This is a genomic window from Sphingopyxis sp. 550B, assembly GCF_057401805.1.
The window spans coordinates 2,108,574-2,125,778 of the sequence record NZ_CM171610.1 but is presented as its reverse complement, the minus strand read 5'-3'; the positions used below and the strand labels follow the sequence as shown (position 1 = coordinate 2,125,778).

At 67.1% G+C, this 17,205-nt stretch carries 17 protein-coding genes and 5 pseudogenes; 7 read left to right on the top strand and 15 right to left on the bottom strand.

Translation table 11 applies throughout. The features are described 5' to 3' along the window. Positions 1-552 carry a nucleotide exchange factor GrpE gene (grpE, locus tag AC2S9W_RS09865; protein ID WP_486570701.1) on the top strand — a complete coding sequence of 184 codons (552 nt, stop codon included), beginning with the start codon at positions 1-3 and terminating at the stop codon, positions 550-552. Positions 553-715: 163 nt separating this feature from the next. Here grpE and def read toward each other — a convergent pair whose 3' ends face one another. Next, entirely contained in the window at positions 716-1,249 is a 534-nt protein-coding gene (def, locus tag AC2S9W_RS09860; RefSeq protein WP_067108327.1) for a peptide deformylase, read from the bottom strand. Positions 1,250-1,280: 31 nt separating this feature from the next. Next, positions 1,281-1,877, bottom strand: a complete 597-nt coding sequence (gene recR, locus AC2S9W_RS09855) for a recombination mediator RecR (RefSeq protein WP_067108324.1) — start codon at positions 1,875-1,877, stop codon at positions 1,281-1,283. A gap of 198 nt (positions 1,878-2,075) precedes the next feature. Here recR and fmt point away from each other — a divergent pair. Both fmt and truA read left to right on the top strand, forming a co-directional pair. Next, positions 2,076-2,995 (top strand): annotated as a pseudogene (gene fmt / locus AC2S9W_RS09850) (methionyl-tRNA formyltransferase). 256 nt (positions 2,996-3,251) lie between these two features. Beyond that, complete coding sequence (gene truA / locus AC2S9W_RS09845; protein ID WP_486572045.1) at positions 3,252-3,992, top strand: tRNA pseudouridine(38-40) synthase TruA; 741 nt, start codon at positions 3,252-3,254, stop codon at positions 3,990-3,992. 84 nt (positions 3,993-4,076) lie between these two features. Here the strand turns inward: truA and AC2S9W_RS09840 are convergent, their stop codons facing one another. Beyond that, on the bottom strand, positions 4,077-4,607 hold the full coding sequence (locus tag AC2S9W_RS09840; protein ID WP_486570699.1) for a CarD family transcriptional regulator: 531 nt from the start codon (positions 4,605-4,607) through the stop codon (positions 4,077-4,079). Positions 4,608-4,923: 316 nt separating this feature from the next. Between AC2S9W_RS09840 and AC2S9W_RS09835 the strand changes: the two genes are divergently transcribed. Then, positions 4,924-5,736, top strand: coding sequence for an SDR family NAD(P)-dependent oxidoreductase (locus tag AC2S9W_RS09835; protein WP_486570698.1), 813 nt, complete (start codon positions 4,924-4,926; stop codon positions 5,734-5,736). Between the two features lie 160 nt (positions 5,737-5,896). Here AC2S9W_RS09835 and AC2S9W_RS09830 read toward each other — a convergent pair. The 5 genes and pseudogenes from AC2S9W_RS09830 to hisG all read right to left on the bottom strand — a co-directional run bounded on the left by AC2S9W_RS09830 (position 5,897) and on the right by hisG (position 11,646). After that, positions 5,897-7,997 (bottom strand): annotated as a pseudogene (locus AC2S9W_RS09830) (sodium-translocating pyrophosphatase). Between the two features lie 179 nt (positions 7,998-8,176). Next, positions 8,177-9,109 carry a thiamine-phosphate kinase gene (thiL, locus tag AC2S9W_RS09825; RefSeq protein WP_486572044.1) on the bottom strand — a complete coding sequence of 311 codons (933 nt, stop codon included), beginning with the start codon at positions 9,107-9,109 and terminating at the stop codon, positions 8,177-8,179. Between the two features lie 110 nt (positions 9,110-9,219). Beyond that, positions 9,220-9,671: pseudogene (nusB, locus tag AC2S9W_RS09820) on the bottom strand (transcription antitermination factor NusB). Next, positions 9,668-10,972 carry a histidinol dehydrogenase gene (gene hisD, locus AC2S9W_RS09815; RefSeq protein WP_486572043.1) on the bottom strand — a complete coding sequence of 435 codons (1,305 nt, stop codon included), beginning with the start codon at positions 10,970-10,972 and terminating at the stop codon, positions 9,668-9,670. Before hisD ends, nusB begins: the two are co-directional and overlap by 4 nt. After that, positions 10,973-11,646, bottom strand: a pseudogene (gene hisG, locus AC2S9W_RS09810) (ATP phosphoribosyltransferase). Positions 11,647-11,684: 38 nt separating this feature from the next. On the opposite strand from hisG, the gene AC2S9W_RS09805 reads away from it, so the two are divergent. Further along, positions 11,685-12,764, top strand: a complete 1,080-nt coding sequence (locus AC2S9W_RS09805; protein WP_486572042.1) for a DUF2332 domain-containing protein — start codon at positions 11,685-11,687, stop codon at positions 12,762-12,764. Positions 12,765-12,785: 21 nt separating this feature from the next. Here the strand turns inward: AC2S9W_RS09805 and AC2S9W_RS09800 are convergent, their stop codons facing one another. The 3 genes and pseudogenes from AC2S9W_RS09800 to AC2S9W_RS09790 all read right to left on the bottom strand — a co-directional run. Further along, positions 12,786-13,247, bottom strand: a complete 462-nt coding sequence (locus AC2S9W_RS09800) for a hypothetical protein (protein ID WP_067182542.1) — start codon at positions 13,245-13,247, stop codon at positions 12,786-12,788. Between the two features lie 83 nt (positions 13,248-13,330). Then, a complete protein-coding gene (locus tag AC2S9W_RS09795; protein ID WP_486572106.1) occupies positions 13,331-13,582 on the bottom strand; it encodes a hypothetical protein in 252 nt (83 codons plus the stop codon). A gap of 23 nt (positions 13,583-13,605) precedes the next feature. After that, a pseudogene (locus tag AC2S9W_RS09790) lies at positions 13,606-13,710 on the bottom strand (DUF1465 family protein); the annotation flags it as partial. Here AC2S9W_RS09790 and AC2S9W_RS09785 point away from each other — a divergent pair. Continuing rightward, complete coding sequence (locus tag AC2S9W_RS09785) at positions 13,687-13,836, top strand: hypothetical protein (protein WP_486570695.1); 150 nt, start codon at positions 13,687-13,689, stop codon at positions 13,834-13,836. The pseudogene AC2S9W_RS09790 and the gene AC2S9W_RS09785 sit on opposite strands and share 24 nt — an antisense overlap. Before the next feature lie 28 nt (positions 13,837-13,864). Here the strand turns inward: AC2S9W_RS09785 and AC2S9W_RS09780 are convergent, their stop codons facing one another. Continuing rightward, entirely contained in the window at positions 13,865-14,062 is a 198-nt protein-coding gene (locus tag AC2S9W_RS09780) for a YdcH family protein (protein WP_067106279.1), read from the bottom strand. Positions 14,063-14,187: 125 nt separating this feature from the next. Here AC2S9W_RS09780 and AC2S9W_RS09775 point away from each other — a divergent pair, with 125 nt between their 5' ends. Then, positions 14,188-14,346, top strand: a complete 159-nt coding sequence (locus tag AC2S9W_RS09775; RefSeq protein ID WP_076074740.1) for a YdcH family protein — start codon at positions 14,188-14,190, stop codon at positions 14,344-14,346. 50 nt (positions 14,347-14,396) lie between these two features. Here AC2S9W_RS09775 and AC2S9W_RS09770 read toward each other — a convergent pair whose 3' ends face one another. The 3 genes from AC2S9W_RS09770 to AC2S9W_RS09760 form a co-directional block, all read right to left on the bottom strand. Beyond that, on the bottom strand, positions 14,397-14,555 hold the full coding sequence (locus tag AC2S9W_RS09770; RefSeq protein WP_486572041.1) for a hypothetical protein: 159 nt from the start codon (positions 14,553-14,555) through the stop codon (positions 14,397-14,399). A gap of 326 nt (positions 14,556-14,881) precedes the next feature. After that, positions 14,882-15,343: an RNA polymerase-binding protein DksA gene (dksA, locus tag AC2S9W_RS09765; RefSeq protein ID WP_067106274.1), complete on the bottom strand. Its 462-nt coding sequence runs from the start codon at positions 15,341-15,343 to the stop codon at positions 14,882-14,884. 682 nt (positions 15,344-16,025) lie between these two features. Then, positions 16,026-17,117 (bottom strand): hypothetical protein, encoded by a 1,092-nt coding sequence (locus tag AC2S9W_RS09760; protein ID WP_486572040.1) that lies wholly within the window; start codon positions 17,115-17,117, stop codon positions 16,026-16,028. Positions 17,118-17,205 lie beyond the last annotated feature (88 nt).

The window sequence follows — 17,205 nt, the reverse complement described above, 5'->3', positions numbered from 1 at the left end:
ATGACGAACATCGAAAACGATACGCCAGTCGAAGACGGCCAGACCGAAGACTCCGCCGCCATCGAAACCCCGGCCGCAGAGCCGCAGGACGAGACGGCAAAGCTCGCCGAACAGCTTGCCGCGGTGCAGCAGGACCTGCTCTATGCGCGCGCCGAAACGCAGAATGTGCGCCGCCGCGCCGAAAAGGAGGTCGCCGACGCGCACGCCTATGCCGCGACCAAGTTCGCGCGCGACATATTGTCGGTCGCCGACAATCTGGGTCGCGCGCTGGCCGCGGTCAGCCCGCAACAGCGTGAGGACGAGACGTTCAAGGCGTTCGTCGCCGGGCTGGAAGCAACCGAGCGCGAGTTGATGGGTGTCTTCGAACGCCACGGCATCACGCGCATCGCCGCAATCGGCCTGCCGCTCGACCCGAACCAGCATCAGGCGATGCTCGAAGTGCCGAGCGACAAGGAGCCGGGCACGATCGTGCAGGAAATGCAGGCGGGCTATATGATGAAGGATCGCCTGCTGCGCCCGGCGATGGTCGGCGTGGCGAAGGAGGCGGATTGACGAAAACCCTCTCCCCTTGGGGAAGAGGGATGCGCAGCCTTGGCAACTCGTTGCCTAGGCGAAGCTGGGTGAGGGTTCAGGCGCTGGCGTAACAGCCCTCACCCGCTGCGACCAGCGAACAAGTTCGCAAGCCTCGCCCCCTCTCCCTAAGGGGAGAGGGGGATTATGCCGCCTTGCGCATTTTCGCGAGCTTCTTCAGTACCATCTCGCGCTTCAGACGCGACAGATGGTCGATGAAGAGGATGCCCTCCAGATGGTCGTGCTCATGCTGGATGCACGTCGCCATCAGGCCGGTCATGCGTTCCTTGTGCGGCTGGCCGTCGGCGTCCTGCCATTCGACCGTCACCTCGGCGGGGCGCGTCACCTCGGCATATTGCTCGGGGACCGACAGGCAGCCTTCCTGATAGACGCTGTGCTCCTCCGAAAAGTCGGAGAAGACCGGGTTGATGAAGACGCGGGGGTCGCGAATCACCCGCTTTCCCTCTTCATCCTCGGGATCGGGTTCCTGAAGATCGATCACCAGGATGCGCTTCGGCACGCCGACCTGGATCGCGGCCAGCCCGATGCCGGGGGCGTCGTACATCGTCTCGAACATGTCGGCGATCAGCGTCTTCAGTTCGGCGTCGAACGTCTCGACGGGCTTCGAAATGACGCGCAGCCGCGGATCGGGGGTCTCTATGATGGGTAGCAGGGCCATGGGCGGGAGGTATGAACTCGCGGGCCCGCCGTCAACCCACCGGTCGCCGCGCGCGAAGCGCCTGCGCGAGCGTCCCTTCGTCGAGATAATCGAGCTCGCCGCCGACCGGCAGGCCGTGCGCGAGCTGGGTCAGGCGCACCGGAAAGGATTCGAGCCGTTCGGCGAGATAATGCGCGGTCGTCTGCCCCTCCAGCGTCGCGTTCATCGCCAGCACCACCTCGTCGATGCCGCCCGCCGCGACGCGGGCGACGAGCGCGTCGATGCTCAGATCCTGCGGCCGCACGCCTTCGAGCGCCGACAGACGGCCGCCGAGGACATGATATTTGCCGGGGAAGAGCCGCGCCTTGTCGAGCGCCCATAGGTCCGACACCTCCTCGACCACGCACAGGCTGCGTGCGTCGCGGCGTGGATCGGCGCAGATCGCGCAGGGATCGTGCGTATCGACATTGCCGCAGACGGTGCAGGTGACGAGCCGTTCGGACACGGTCTGGAGCGCGGCGAGCAGCGGCGCGAAGGCGCTTTCGCGTTTCTTCATCAGGTGCAGCACCGCGCGCCGCGCCGACCGCGGCCCGAGGCCGGGAAGCCGGGCGAGTTGCTGGACGAGGGCTTCGATTTCGGTGGAGGCCATGGGTGTGGTGGTAGTGGGTGTGCAATCGGTGCACAATCCATATGCATAAATCCACCACGTGTGTCCCCGCGAAGGCGGGGACCCAGAGCGTTCGGAACCAACGTCACCTCTTGATCCTCTGGATCCCCGCCTTCGCGGGGACACATGCAGGCAGAGCAGGGTTGAATGTATCGCCTGCCTCCGCCAAAGCCCGCAACCATGCGCATCGCCTTCATGGGAACGCCGCCCTTCGCGGTGCCGACGCTCGCCGCGCTGCACGCGGCGGGGCACGAGGTTGTAGCGGTCTACACCCAGCCGCCGCCCCGCGCGGCGCGGGAAGAAGGTGCAGCGCAGCGCCGTGCACGACTGGGCCGCGGCGCACGGCCTACCCGTCCGCACGCCGAAAAGCCTGAAGAACGCCGAGGAACAGGCGGCGTTCGCGGCGCTCGACCTCGATGTCGCGGTGGTCGCCGCCTATGGCCTGATCCTGCCGCAGGCGGTGCTCGATGCGCCGCGCGCCGGGTGCCTCAACGTCCATGGCTCGATCCTGCCGCGCTGGCGCGGCGCGGCGCCGGTGCAGCGCGCGATCCTCGGCGGGCGATGCCGAGACCGGGGTGACGATCATGCAGATGGACGCCGGGCTCGACACCGGTGCGATGCGGCTGATCGGACGCACGCCGGCAGACGGCAAGACGGCGGGCGAACTGACCGACGAGCTGGCGGCGATGGGCGCCCGGCTGATGGTGAAGGTGCTGGGCGACCTCGATGCTTTTGCGCCCGAACCGCAACCTGACGCGGGCGCGACCTACGCCGCGAAGATCGACAAGAGCGAAGCGCGGCTCGATTTCCTGACCAGCGCGGTGCAGGTCGAACGGCAGATTCGCGCGTTCAACCCCGTCCCCGGCGCCTTTTTCGAACTCGACGGCGAACGGTACAAGCTGCTCGCCGCCGGGGTCGTGCATCCGGCCGACACGGTCGCGGGCGCGACGCCGGGCATCACGCTCGATGATGCGCTGACGATCGCCTGCAACCCCGGCGCGATCCGCGCGACGCGAGTGCAGCGCGCGGGCAAGCCGGCGATGGACGCCGCCGAATTGCTGCGCGGGCGCCCGATCGCGAAGGGGGTGCGGCTGGCATGAAAGCGACCTCACTCCCTCGCCACCCCGGACCTGATCCGGGATCCCGCTGCCGGGCGGCGCATAGCGGGACCCCGGATCAAGTCGGCATATATACCCCTCAGGCAAGTGGTGAGCTGTTCCCCGGCGAAAGCCGGGGTCCATGCGAGGCAGCGCCGTGCCATCTGGACCCCGGCTTTCGCCGGGGAACAGTGACTTGTCGAAAAGGGATAAGTGCCGATCAAGTCCGGGGTAACGGCAAGAAGGTTAGGCGCGGCCGATGACCCGCTTCGCCCTCACCATCGAATATGACGGCCGCCCCTTCATGGGCTGGCAGCGGCAATCGCACGGCCCCAGCGTCCAGCAGGCGCTGGAGGAGGCGACCGCGCGCATCACGGGCGAGGCGGCGACGGTCCATGGCGCGGGCCGCACCGACGCCGGGGTCCACGCGATCGCAATGCGCGCGCATGTCGACATCGCCAAGCCGCTCACTCCCTTTCGCCTGATGGAGGCGCTGAACGCGCAGCTTCGCCCCGCCCCCGTCGCGGTGCTGGCGTGCGAAGCGGTCGCCGACGATTGGCACGCGCGCTTTTCGTGCCTGGGGCGCGCCTATGAATATCGCATCGTCAATCGCCGCGCGCCGCTGACCTGGGACAAGGGGCTGGCGTGGCAGTTCGCCAAACCGCTCGACGCGCAGGCCATGCACGGCGCGGCGCGGGCGCTGGTCGGACGGCACGATTTCACCACCTTCCGGTCGGTGCACTGCCAGGCCGAAAGCGCGGTGAAGACGCTCGACCGACTGAGCGTCAGCCGGCACGGCGACGAGGTGATCGTCGAGGCGGCGGCGCGCAGCTTCCTGCATCACCAGGTGCGCTCGATGGTCGGATGCCTCGTTCTCGTTGGGCAGGGAAAATGGTCGGCGCGCGACCTGAAAGCCGCGCTCGACGCGGCGGACCGCAGCGCGCTCGGGCTCAACGCGCCGCCGGATGGGCTTTATTTCGTGGAAGCGAAATATCCGTAACAAAGGTCGCCTCCGCGAAGGCGACGCATGAAAAAAGGGCGGCCCCGCGGGACCGCCCTTTTCGCTTGTCGGAATGCGGCGGGTTTAGCCCACCTTCTCCACATAATATTTCGGCGCATGCTCGTTGAGAATCTGGAGGATCTTCGCCTGCGCGGTCCTTTCGTCGCTTTCCTCCATCGCGGCGAGTTCGCGCGCGAGTCGGCTCGACGCCGCTTCGAAGATCTGGCGCTCCGAATAGCTCTGCTCGGGCTGATCGTCGGCGCGGAACAGGTCGCGCGTCACCTCGGCGATCGACACGAGGTCGCCCGAGTTGATCTTCGCTTCATATTCCTGCGCGCGGCGCGACCACATGGTGCGCTTCACCTTCGGCTTGGTGGTGAGCACCTGCAGCGCTTCCTTCAGCGTCTTGTCCGACGACAGCTTGCGCATGCCGACGCCTTCCGCCTTGTTGGTCGGGACGCGCAGGGTCATCTTTTCCTTTTCGAAGCGCAGGACATAGAGTTCGAGCTGCATGCCCGCGATTTCGGACTTCTGCAGTTCGATGACGCGCCCCACGCCATGTTTCGGATAAACGACATAGTCACCGACTTCAAAGACGAGCGTGTTTGCGGACATGCAAGTTCCTTTCTGTGGCCTTGCCGAGACAGGAAAAGCGCCAAAAGCCGGGTGCCTCCGCCCTCGCAGCGAGGCGGAACGAAGCAGTTCGGGCGGCGCTCGCCAGTCTATGACGACAAGGGATAGGCTCCATCGGAAACGACGAAAGCGCCCCCGGCCCGGCGGCGGGAAGAGGCAAACTGTCGGCGTGATGATAGATAGTATAACAGAGTCGCAACAAAATTGCCAGCCCCGCACGGAAATCCGCGGTTGGGCGCCTTGACGACCGGATCGACGCGTTTCAGGTTGAGACTGAATCACAGATAGGGATGCCGGCATGAAAGAGCAAATATGGTGGGTTACGGGCGCCTCGTCGGGGATCGGTGCGGCGCTGGCGCGCGGCCTGTCCGCGCGCGGTGCAAGGCTGATCCTGTCGGGACGCAACGTCGCGGCGCTCGAGGAAGTGGCGAAGGATTGCGGCGCGGGCACGATGGTCCTGCCGTTCGAGGCGACCGATTTCGACGCGCTGCCGCGACTCGTCGAAGAGGCGTGGGGCTGGTGCGGCCGTATCGACGGGCTGGTGAACAACGCCGGCATCTCGCAGCGCAGCCTGGCGATCGACACCGATTTTTCGGTCTATGAAAAGATCATCGCGGTCGACCTGCTGGCGCCGATCGCCCTCACCCAGCAACTCCTGCCGCGCATGGTCGGCGCGGGCGGCGGCCAGATCGTCGCGATTTCGAGCGTCGCGGGGATCGCGGGCGTGCCGCTGCGCAGCGCCTATTGCGCCGCGAAGCACGGGCTGATCGGCTATCACGACAGCGTGCGCGCCGAAAACGAGCATCTGGGGCTGAAGGTACTGGTGGTCGCGCCGGGATCGGTCGCGACCAACGTCAGCCGCAACGCGCTCAACGCCGACGGCAGCGTGCGCGGGGAAAGCGACGCCGCGATCGACAACGGCCTGTCGCCCGAAACCGCCGCCGCGCAGATTCTGGACGCCGTCGCGCAGGGCAAACGCGAGATCGTCGTCGCGGAGGGCCCGGAGGCACAGATCGCCGCGCTGCGCCGCAGCGACCCCGACGCGCTGTTCGACCGGATGAGCGCGATGGTCCAGGCCGGCTATGCGAAACAGATGAAGGCCGAGCGCTAAGTCGACCCCTATCGTCATTGCGAGCGGAGCGAAGCAATCCAGAGCGGTTTACGCCACTCTGGATTGCCGCGTCGCCTTCGGCTCCTCGCAATGACGAACAAAGAAAAAGCCCCGCCGGATCGCTCCAGCGGGGCTTTCTTTCACCCGGGACGGGAAGCGATTACATCGCGTGTCCCGCCAACGCCGCGAGCAGCAGCAGCGCGACGATGTTGGTGATCTTGATCATCGGGTTGACGGCCGGACCCGCGGTATCCTTGTAGGGATCGCCGACGGTGTCGCCGGTCACCGCGGCCTTGTGGGCTTCGCTGCCCTTGCCGCCGTGGTTGCCGTCCTCGATATATTTCTTGGCATTGTCCCACGCGCCACCGCCCGAGGTCATCGACAGGGCGACGAACAGCCCGCCGACGATCACGCCGAGCAGCAGGGCGCCGAGCGCGGCAAAGCCGTTAGCCTGCCCCGCAACCGCCGAGATGACGTAATAGACGACGATCGGTGCCAGCACCGGCAGCAGCGACGGGATGATCATCTCCTTGATCGCTGCCTTGGTGACGAGGTCGACCGTGCGCGCATAGTCGGGCTTCGACGTGCCCGCCATGATGCCGGGATCGCCCGCGAACTGCTCGCGCACGTCCTTGACCACATCGCCCGCCGCGCGGCCGACGGCGGTCATGCCCATCGCGCCGAACAGGTAGGGCAGCAGCGCGCCGAGCAGCAGCCCCACGATGACGTACGGATTTTCGAGGCTGAAATTGACCGTTAGATCGGGGAAGAATTCCCGAAGGTCGGTCGTATAGGCGGCGAAGAGAACCAGTGCAGCAAGCCCCGCCGAACCGATCGCATAGCCCTTCGTCACCGCCTTGGTCGTGTTGCCGACGGCGTCGAGCAGGTCGGTCTTTTCACGGACCGAATCGTCGAGACCCGCCATTTCGGCGATCCCGCCGGCGTTGTCGGTCACCGGACCATAAGCGTCGAGCGCAACGACCATGCCGGCGAGCGCGAGCATCGCGGTCGCGCCATAGGCGATGCCGATCAGGCCCGCGAGCTGATAGGCGATGATGATGCCCGCGACGATGACGAGCGTCGGCAACGCGGTGGCTTCGAGGCTGATCGCAAGGCCCTGGATCACGTTGGTGCCGTGGCCCGTTTCCGAAGCCTTGGCGATCGAGCGCACCGGACGGAAATTGGTGCCGGTGTAATATTCGGTGATCCAGATGATCAGGCCGGTGATGACGAGACCGAGCAGCGAGCAATAGAAGAGCGCGCGGCCGGTGAATTCGGTGCCCGCAATCGTCGCGTTCATGTCGCCGAGGACATAGCCGGTCGAAATCCAGATCGCCGGAACCGCCGGATCGCCGAGACGAGGAAGCCCTTGTACATCGCGCCCATGACGTTGTTCGAGCCGCCGAGGCGGACGAAATAGGTGCCGATGATCGAGGTGATGATGCACACGCCGCCGATCAGCAGCGGCAGCGCCATCAGGCCCGGCAGCAGATCGCCCGCGCCCTTGAGCAGCAGCGCGGTCAGCACCATGGTGGCGCCGACGGTGACGACATAGGTTTCGAAGAGGTCGGCGGCCATGCCCGCGCAGTCGCCGACATTGTCGCCGACATTGTCGGCAATCACCGCGGGGTTGCGCGGATCGTCCTCCGGAATGCCGGCCTCGACCTTGCCGACGAGGTCGGCGCCGACGTCGGCGGCCTTGGTGAAAATGCCGCCGCCGAGACGCGCGAAGATCGAGATCAGCGAGGCGCCGAAGGCGAGCGCGACGAGGCCGTCGACGACCGTGCGGTCGTCGCCGCCGACCGTCCGGCCCATCTGGACCGTCAGCACCCAGTAGAAGACCGCGATCGCGAGCAGCGCGAGCCCGGCCACCAGCAGGCCGGTGATCGCACCGGCGCGGAACGCCAGCGTCAGACCCGCCTGCAGCCCCTTCTGCGCCGCGGCGGCGGTGCGCACGTTCGAGCGGACCGAGATGTTCATGCCGATGAACCCGGCAACACCCGACAGGATCGCACCGATGGCGAAGCCCGAAGCTGAAACAGGGCCGAGCGCCCAGAGGACGATCGCCGCGACGACGACGCCGACGATGGCGATGGTGCTGTACTGGCGCTTCAGATAGGCCTGCGCCCCTTCCTGGATGGCGCCTGCGATTTGCTGCATCTTTTCATTACCGGCCGAGGCGCCGAGCACCGGCGGGAGGTAATGAATCCATAGAGCACGGCCAAAAGGCCGCACGCTATCGCGATCAAAACCGGATTCATGCGTGTCTGTTCCTTCCCCATTGAAGGAGGCGGACACAGGCTGGCAGTCGAGACGTCCGACTTGTCGATGCCGGTTCGCTCTTTCCCCTGATGCGACCGCCCCAATTGGTGGCGGGGTTATGGGAAGAAAGGCGGCCAAGGGCAAGCCCGGTTTTTCGGCGCCTCCGCCTCGTCGCGGATCAGTGCATGAAACCGAGCCGGTCGGGCAGTGCGACGCGCTGCGCTCCGTCGATCACCACGATCCCTTCGCCGACCCCGGCGTGGCCGATCGGGGTCACGGCGATATTGAGCGCCTCCGCCGTTGCACGGATGACGGCGCCGGCATCGGGGTCGGCGGCGAACAATAGCTGATAATCGTCCCCCGCCGTGGTCGCCGCCAGCCGCGTGTCGAGCACGTCGGGACGCACGGCGAGCAGCGCCGCCGACAGCGGCACCGCATCGAGCCGCAGCGTGATCCGGCAACCGCTCGCCGTCGCCATCCGCTGCGCGTCGATCAGCAACCCGTCGGACACGTCCATCATGGCGCGGACATGCGGCGCGAGCGCCTGCCCCAGCGTGAGCTGCGGCTGCGGGCGGCTATAGGCGGCGAGACACGTCTCGTTGGCGTCGATCTCCCCAAGTCGCATCGCGAGGCCGGCCCCGGCGTTGCCGATCGTCCCGCTGACCCAGAGCCGGTCGCCGGGCTTCATGCCGCTGCGCGACGGCGCACCCTCGGCCGGCGCCCGGCCGATGGCCGTCAGACCGAAGCTGCGCGGCGCCCCCGCCGGAACGCCGACGGTATCGCCGCCAAGCAAGGGCAGGCCGTAGCGGCGCAGCACGATGTCGAGTCCGTCGGCAAAGGCGGCGTCCCAGGCCGCATCGCCCGCCAGACTATAGCCGAGCAGCACCCCGACCGGCGTCGCGCCCTTCGCAGCCAGGTCGGAAAGGTTCACCGCAACGAGCTTCCATGCGGCGTCCTGCGGGCGCTCGTCGGGAAGGAAATGCACGCCCTCGACGATCATGTCGTGGGTAAGGACGAGATCGCCCAGCACGGCGGCATCGTCAGCGAGCCCACGCGCAGCGGGGTCGGTCGCGATGCCGCGCAGGCGGGCGATGAAATCGGCTTCGGTCACAACACAACCCCGTTCGCCCTGAGCTTGTCGAAGGGCCGTCCTTTCCCTTGACGTCGCTAAAAGAAGGGCGGGGCTTCGACAAGCTCAGCCCGAACGGCTGAGAGAACGGTTCACCCCTTCGCCCGCACATCCTTGCCGATCGCATCGAGCAGACCGTTGGCGAACCCCGCCTCGCGCCCGTCGAAGAAGGCCTTTGCGACATCGACATATTCGCTGACCACCGCGCCGACCGGCACATCGCCGCGCGCGATCAGTTCGTAGGCGCCGGCGCGCAGGATCGCCTTCATCGTGCGGTCGAGGCGGTCGAGCGTCCAGCCGCTCGCCAGCCGCGCGGCGATCGCGGCGTCGACCTCGGCCGGCGCGCGAGCGCGCCCTTCACGATGTCGTCGAAGAAGGGGACGTCGGCCTCCGCATATTCGGCATCCTCGATGATGGCGCCGATGCGATGCTGGTGGAATTCATGGAGGAGCTGCGCCGTAGGCGTGCTCTCCATCTCGTGCTGATAGAGCGCCTGCACGGCGGCGAGCCGTGCGGCGGAGCGGGACTGGGCGCGTTTGTTCATGGCTTTGCCTGTTCGAGTCTGTTCTGGACGCTGAGCGCATGGGCGGGAAGCCCCTCGGCCTCGGCGAGCGCGACCGCGGCCGGACCGATCGCCGCCAGCGCGCCCTCGTCGAGTGCGAGGAAGCTGGTGCGCTTCATGAAGTCGGCGACCGACAGCCCGCTCGAAAAGCGCGCACGGCGGCCGGTGGGGAGGACATGATTGGGGCCGGCGACATAATCGCCGATCGCTTCGGGCGTCTGGCGGCCGAGGAAGACCGAGCCGGCGTGGCGCACCTTGGCGAAGAGCGCGTCGGCTTCGGCCGCATCGACCGCGAGTTCGAGATGCTCGGGCGCGAGCCGGTCGCACAAGGGGATCGCGGCGGCCAGCGTCGGCACGATGACGATCGCGCCGTTGGCATCCCAGCTCGTCCGCATAGTCGCTTTGGTCGTCAGATTAGGAATCTGATGCTCTATCGCCGCCGCTACCGCATCGGCGAAAGCATTATCATCGGTGAAGAGGATCGACTGGCTCGTCGGGTCGTGCTCGGCCTGGCTGAGCAGGTCGGCGGCGATGACATGCGGGTCGTTCCGGGCGTCGGCGACGACGACGATCTCGCTCGGACCCGCGACCATGTCGATGCCGACGACACCGTAAAGCTGGCGCTTCGCCTCGGCGACCCAGGCGTTGCCGGGGCCGGTGACGACATCGACGGGCGCGATCCGATCGGTGCCATAGGCAAGCGCGGCGACCGCCTGCGCGCCGCCGACGCGCCATATCTCGTCGACGCCGCCGATATGCGCCGCCGCCATGACGACGGGATTGATCGTGCCGTCGGGTGTCGGCGTGACCATCACGATGCGCTCGACCCCTGCGACCTTGGCGGGAAGGATGTTCATCAGCACCGACGAGGGATAGGCGGCGCGTCCGCCGGGAACATAGACCCCCGCCGCATCGACCGCGCGCCAGCGCGCGCCGAGCCGCGCGCCCGCCGCGTCGCGATAGTCGCGGTCCGCCGGACGCTGCGCTGCGTGATAGGCGCGGATGCGCTCCGCCGCGAGGTCGAGCGCCGCGCGCAGGCCGGGCGCGAGCGCGTCATAGGCGGCGGCGCATTGCGGCTTCGAGATGCTCCAGCCGCTCGCGTCGAGGTCGAAGCGGTCGAAACGGCGCGTATAGTCGGCAAGCGCCGCGTCGCCTTCCGCCTTCACCCGCGCGACGATCGCGGCCACGTCGGCCGATACACCCGAATCGCTTTCGCGCCGGTCGTCGACCAGCGCGTCGAAGGCGGCGCGAAAACCAGGAGCGGAGGCGTCGAGCCGTCGCACTCAATTTCCTCCGACGGGACTCGACACCGCCTCGCGGAACCTTTCGACCAGCGCCGGCACCTCGGCCGAGCGCAGCTTGAACGCCGCGCGGTTGACGATCAGCCGCGCCGACACCTCGCTGATCACCGTCTGTTCGGCGAGTGCGTTCTCGACCAGCGTCCGCCCCGTCGAGACGAGGTCGACGATATGCGACGCAAGTCCCAGCTTCGGCGCGATCTCCATCGCGCCGTTGAGCTTGATGCATTCGGCCGGATGCCTTGCCCCTCGAACCAGCGGCGCGTCGTCGCGGGATATTTGGTCGCGACGCGGATATGGCTGGCGCCCCCGAAGTCGGCGGCACCCGGCGGCGAACTGCCCGCCGGCCCGGCGAGCGACAGGCGGCAGTGGCCGATGCCGAGATCGACGGGCGCGTAAAGTTCCGAATAATCGAACTCGTCGATCACGTCGGACCCGACGATGCCGAGTTGTGCCGCGCCGTGCGCGACGAAGGTCGCGACGTCGAACGCGCGCACGCGGATCAGTGAGACATGCGGCTGGTTCGTCCCGAACACCAGCGCGCGGCTCTTCTTGTCGAAGAAATCCGCCGCAGGTTCGATGCCGACGCGCGCGAGCAGCGGCAGCGCCTCGTCGAGGATGCGTCCCTTGGGGATGGCAAAGATGATCGGTTCGGGCATAAGCACCGCGCCCATAAGCGGCGACGGGAGAAAGGGCAATGAGCGAGCGCTACGAGTTCATCGACATCGGCGCGACCGGCGCCGATGCGGTGCGCACCGCCTTCAGGAACCAGGTCGCCTATTGCCGCGCCGCCGACGCCCCCGTGACGGCGCGGATCGTCGCGGCGCTCGCGACGCTGATCGACGCGCCCGCGACCGGATTCGCCCGGCGCATGGCGGAATGGCAGGGCGCGCCGCTTGCCGACGCGCTGCCGCTGCGCGCCGCGGGCGGGCTGCATGCGCTGCACTTGTCGGGCGCCGCGCCCGAGCTTGCACCCATCTATGCCGATGCCGACGACATCAACGACGCCGCGATCGTCGCTGGAGTCGTCCAGCGGCAAGAGGCGGCGCTGCTGCCGTGGCTCGACGGTCCGCCGCAAACCAACGAGGCGGGGCGGTCGTCGAACTTCATCGCAGCGATGCTGTGGCTCGCCGAGCAAGGCCTTCCGCCGCACTTCGATTGCCTCGAAATCGGATCGAGCGCGGGGATCAACCTGATGATCGACCGTTATCATTACGATCTGGGCGGCGTGCAGGTCGGGCCTCGACCCGGCGTCATGGCCTTCACCCCCGAATGGCAGGGAAACCATCCGCCGCAGCTGCCGATCGAGATCGCGGCCCTGAAGGGATGCGACGTCGCACCGGTCGACCTGACCGATCCCGCGCAGGCGCTGCGGCTCAAGGCCTATATCTGGCCCGAGCATGCGGTGCGCTTCGCGCGTATGGAAGCGGCGATTGCTGCGGCGCGCGAAAGGAAACCGGATCTCGTTCGCGCCTCCGCCGCCGATTTCGTCGAGGCTGAACTGAAAAAGCCGCAGGCGGCCGGCACCACGCGCCTGCTGATGCACTCGATCGTCTGGCAATATGTGCCCGAGGACCAGCAGATGCGCGTGACGACCGCGATGGAGGAAGCCGGCGCCGAAGCGACGCCCGACCGCCCGCTCGCCTGGATCGCGCTCGAAGCCAACCGCACCGTGCATCATCACGAACTGGTCGTGCGCCATTGGCCCGGCGGCGAAGCGGGCCGCCTGCTCGCGCGCTCGCACCCGCATGGTGCGTGGGTCAAGTGGACCGGATAATCGGGAACGCGCGAACGGTTTTCAGGCGCTCGCCGCCGCGATCGGATTCGCCCCCGCCAGCAAACCCCGGCATCCGGTGAAGACGCCGCCCAGCACGCTGCGAATCTCGTCCCATACCTGCCGCTCGTCGGCGGCATCGGCGGGAATGCTTTCGGCGATCACGTCGATCGTCGCATCGACCAGCCCGCGATACCAGTCGAACGATACCTGAAGCGTGAACTGATGATGCGGAACCGAATTTTCGAGCAGGATCTCGATCTCGGTCGGGCGTTCGAGACAATACATCAGGCAATAGAGGCAGTTGTCGACCATCTCGTGCTCCAGCGCCGAGGTCCGCCCCATTCCGTGTCGCTCGAAACTGGCCGCGGCGTCGGGGTGCCGCGCATAATAGCGCGCCATCACCACCGGCGTGATGTCGCCGATCGCGTCGGCCGCTCGCGTCAGGCTGCGATCGAGCAATTCCAGTTTTTGCGCACGGTCCATCTCCAACTTCTCCTTTTTCAAAGGAGTATTTCAAATGCGGGTTTTAAGGCAAGCGTTATGCGCACCGGGAGGATGCGCACGCGTCAGAGGCGCGCGGCGATCTCCGCCAGCATGTCGTGCACCGGCGTCGGCGCGGCGGGCGCATCCCAGCCCGCCTCGAGCGCGGCAACGCGTTCGAACAGCCGCTCGCTCGCCATGACGACGCGGGCGACCGGGGCATCGAAGCGGGCGCAGACAGACCAATCGGCCGGGACGGGATCGCCGATGCGCGCGGCGCTGTCGTCGGGTCCGGCCCCGGATCGCCGGCGATCATCGCGCGGCGGTGGAGCAGCCATGCGATGATATGCATCAGCCGCGCCGTCGTCTTGAGCGATTCGCAGGCGAGACCGACCTGAAGCAGGCCATCGCCGCCCGGATCGCGCATCGCTGCAAAGGCCGCATGCGCCTCGTCGGCGAGCAGCATCGCTTCGACATAGAGATTTTCGACCTGCGCGCGATGAACCGGCCGGCCGATTCCGCGCATGCCCGACTGCCGCTCGTCCATCGCGCGGCCATGCCACGGTCGCGGCGCGCACCGCAACGCCGCTAACCATCTTTCCGGCGCGCGACCGGACGGATCAGGCGATGATGTCGGGCAGAAGCTGATCCTCGCACCATGCGATCTCGTCCCGCAGCCGCAGCTTGTGCTTCTTCATGCGGGCGAGCTGGAGCTGGTCGGGAACCGTCGCCGTGGCGAGCGCGATGATCGCCGCATCGAGGTCGCGATGCTCGGTCCGAAGCCGTTCGAGGCGCTGGGCGATGTCTTCCGGATTCACGCCCGTCTCCTGCCACGGCCACCGCTGGTCCGCAACGGGGACCGTCCGGCCGAATCGTCACGACTTTCGGGGCAATTCATGTTCTACTCGCCCCTGCCCACCCGATTCGAAAAGGAGAAGGCCTCATGAGCACATCGCACCTTTCTGCCCTGAAGTCCCGTCACGCGGACCTCGACGCGAAAATTGCGAATGAAGAACGGCGCCCATCGCCCGATGCGGCCCTGCTGGCGCAGATGAAAAAGCAGAAGCTGAAAATCAAGGAAGAGATGCTCGCGTTCGATTGAGCGAGCCCCCGACTGCTACCGCCGGCTGATGCCTTCCATCGCGAAGCGCGTCAGCGCGGGCGGTAGAAAGGCCCCCGGTTGAGCGCTGAAATGTGCGGGGGAACCTCCATTTTGCGAACCACCTGACGGCGCACCGCCTGCGGATCGACCGGCCGGTCGAACGCGACGCCGAACTTGCCGTCGCCGATCCAGACGATCCGCCCCGGCACCGGGCCGATGTTGCGCAGATCGACTTCGACCGCCCCGCCCTGTTCGAGCCCCTGATCCGGCCCTGCACCTCGGCGAGCATGCCGCCCGCCGACAGGTTGCGGACGCGGACGAGCACCGTATCGGGCGCCCCCGCCAGTTGCAGCCGCGCCTGCATGAACAGGCTGTCGCGGTCGGCGCTTCGCGACAGCGCCGCCACTTCCTCGTCGACCGATGTGTGTTCGTGGGATTCCATGCGACCCGTTCCCCGCTTGATTCAGGGGACGAATCTAGGCAGCAGCCCTTGCGATATTGTAAATGGCGCCGACGCCTTCCGAGCCGGCCGCGATCAATCCTCGCGCGAAATGCGCTCGTTGCGCTCGTGGCGCTCCTGCGCCTCCAGCGTCATCGTCGCGATCGGACGCGCCTGAAGCCGCGCGAGCGAGATGGGTTCGCCGGTGACCGCGCAATAGCCATATTCGCCTTCGTCGATGCGGCGGATCGCGGCGTCGATCTTGGCGATCAGCTTGCGCTGGCGGTCGCGGGTCCGCAGCTCGATCGCCCAGTCGGTCTCGCTCGACGCGCGGTCGGCGAGGTCGGGCTCGCGCAGCGGACCGTCCTGCAGATGCGCCAGCGTCGATTCGGCTTCGGAAAGGATCGACTTCTTCCAGGCGAGCAGGAGGCCGCGGAAATAGTCCTGCTGCCGTTCGTTCATGAACGGCTCGTCCTCGTTGGGGACATAATCCGAATCGAGATTGGACCTGGCTTCGCGGAGGGCGTCGGCGCCAACATCGGCAATCTTGGTCGGCATAAGGGGCTCTCGCGTCCTTTCCTGTCGCCTTGCCGCCGAAATGGCGGTCCAAGGAATGCGCCGCGCCTATAACCAGCCGTAGGTTGGGACACAAGCGCCAAGGGCCGATAGGCGGCCGCGGGTGAAGCGCCGCTGAACCGGTCCGATGCTCTCCGCAAGCCCACCGCGCTCACCCATTCGAGCGCCCAGCCGTTTACCAATGGGACATGATTCGGTAAAAATCCGTGCTGTTTTGGGACAAAGTAGCGCTTTAGAGTTGATTTCGATCCCATTTTCCCGCTCTCGGACAGGCAAACGCGGTTAACGCAATTGCCGTGTTCACAAAGCATTGGCCTTTTGCTCTTAGTGAAAGGCGCAATCGGTGCCGGCGGCAGCGCTGGGGGCACCTGCAACGGGAAAAGAGAGAGAAACCTATGTCTGTCCGAATGGCCCTCGCAAAGCTTTGTGCCTGCACATGCGGCGGCGCGATCATCGGCACCGGCGCGATGCAGGTCGCCGACGTGCCGCGAGCGAAGGCGCAGACGGTGCAGAACTGCTGCACCAAGAAAGTGGTGCGCAAGCGGCACGTGGCGCGCAAGCCGGTGAAGCGCGTCCGCCGCGTGGTCACGACGAAGCGGATCATGCGCACCGCCACCCCGCAGACGCAGGTGGTGACGCAGACGGTTCCGCTGCCCCCCATCCCCTATGCGCCCTTCCCGCAGCGCGGCGGCTTCGAAGGCGGCGGCGGCGGCGGTGGAGTCACCGTGATCGGCGGCGGCTTCGGCGGCGGTTTCGGTGGCGGCTTCTTCGGGGGTTTCTTCGGCGGCAGCAGCGGCGGCGGGAGCAGCGGCAGCGTCGTCATCACCTCGACGACCACGGGCGGGCTCAGTTCGACCACCAGCAGCACCTCGGGCGGGGTTTCCACATCGACCGGCGGGGTCAGCACTTCGACCTCGACGGGTGGCGTCAGCACGTCGACCGGCGGCGTTTCGACTTCGACGGGCGGCGTGTCGACCTCAACCGGCGGCGTCTCGACCTCGACGGGCGGGGTCAGCACCTCGACCGGCGGCGTTTCGACCTCGTCGGGCAATGTCAGTTCCTCCTCTTCGAGCAGCAGCAGTTCCTCTTCGTCGAGCAGCAGTTCGTCCTCCTCGTCGTCGAGTTCCTCCTCGTCGGGCGGCGGCAGTTCGTCGAAGGGCGGAAGCTCGCACGGCGGGTCGTCACGCGGCGGCAGCTCGCATGGCAGTTCGTCCCACGGCGGATCGTCGCATGGAAGCTCGTCGAAGGGCGGAAGCTCGCACGGCAGCTCGGGCTGGGGCGGCACGTCGGGCGGATCAGGCGGTTCGGGCAGCAGCTCGTCGAGCAGCAGCTCTTCCTCTTCGTCGTCTTCCTCGTCGTCGAGCGGTTCGAGCGGCGCGTCGACCTCGACCGGCGGCGCATCCTCGTCGTCGAGCAGTTCTTCCTCCTCGTCATCCTCGTCGAGCAGCAGTTCGTCGAGCGGCGCGACCTCGTCGGGCGCGACGGGCGGCAGCAGCAGCTTCGGCGGATCGACGGGCAGTTCGTCCTCCTCGTCGAGCAGCAGTTCTTCGTCGTCGTCGAGTAGTTCCTCTTCTTCGAGCTCCTCGTCTTCGTCGAGTTCGGGCGGCAGCACGAGCAGCGGGTCGTCGGGCGATCCGACCCCGGTGCCGGCACCGCCGATGATGCTGCTGTTCGGCGCCGCAGCCGCGGCGCTGGTGATGCGCCGCCGTGCGGCCAACCGCGACGGCGACGACAGCGAAGCGGCATAACGGGCCACTGGCGGCAGACGGCCTCGCGCCGGATGCCGAATGATGGGGGCCGTCCCTTGGGGCGGCCCCCTTTTTCGTGGCGGTCATGATTTCGGC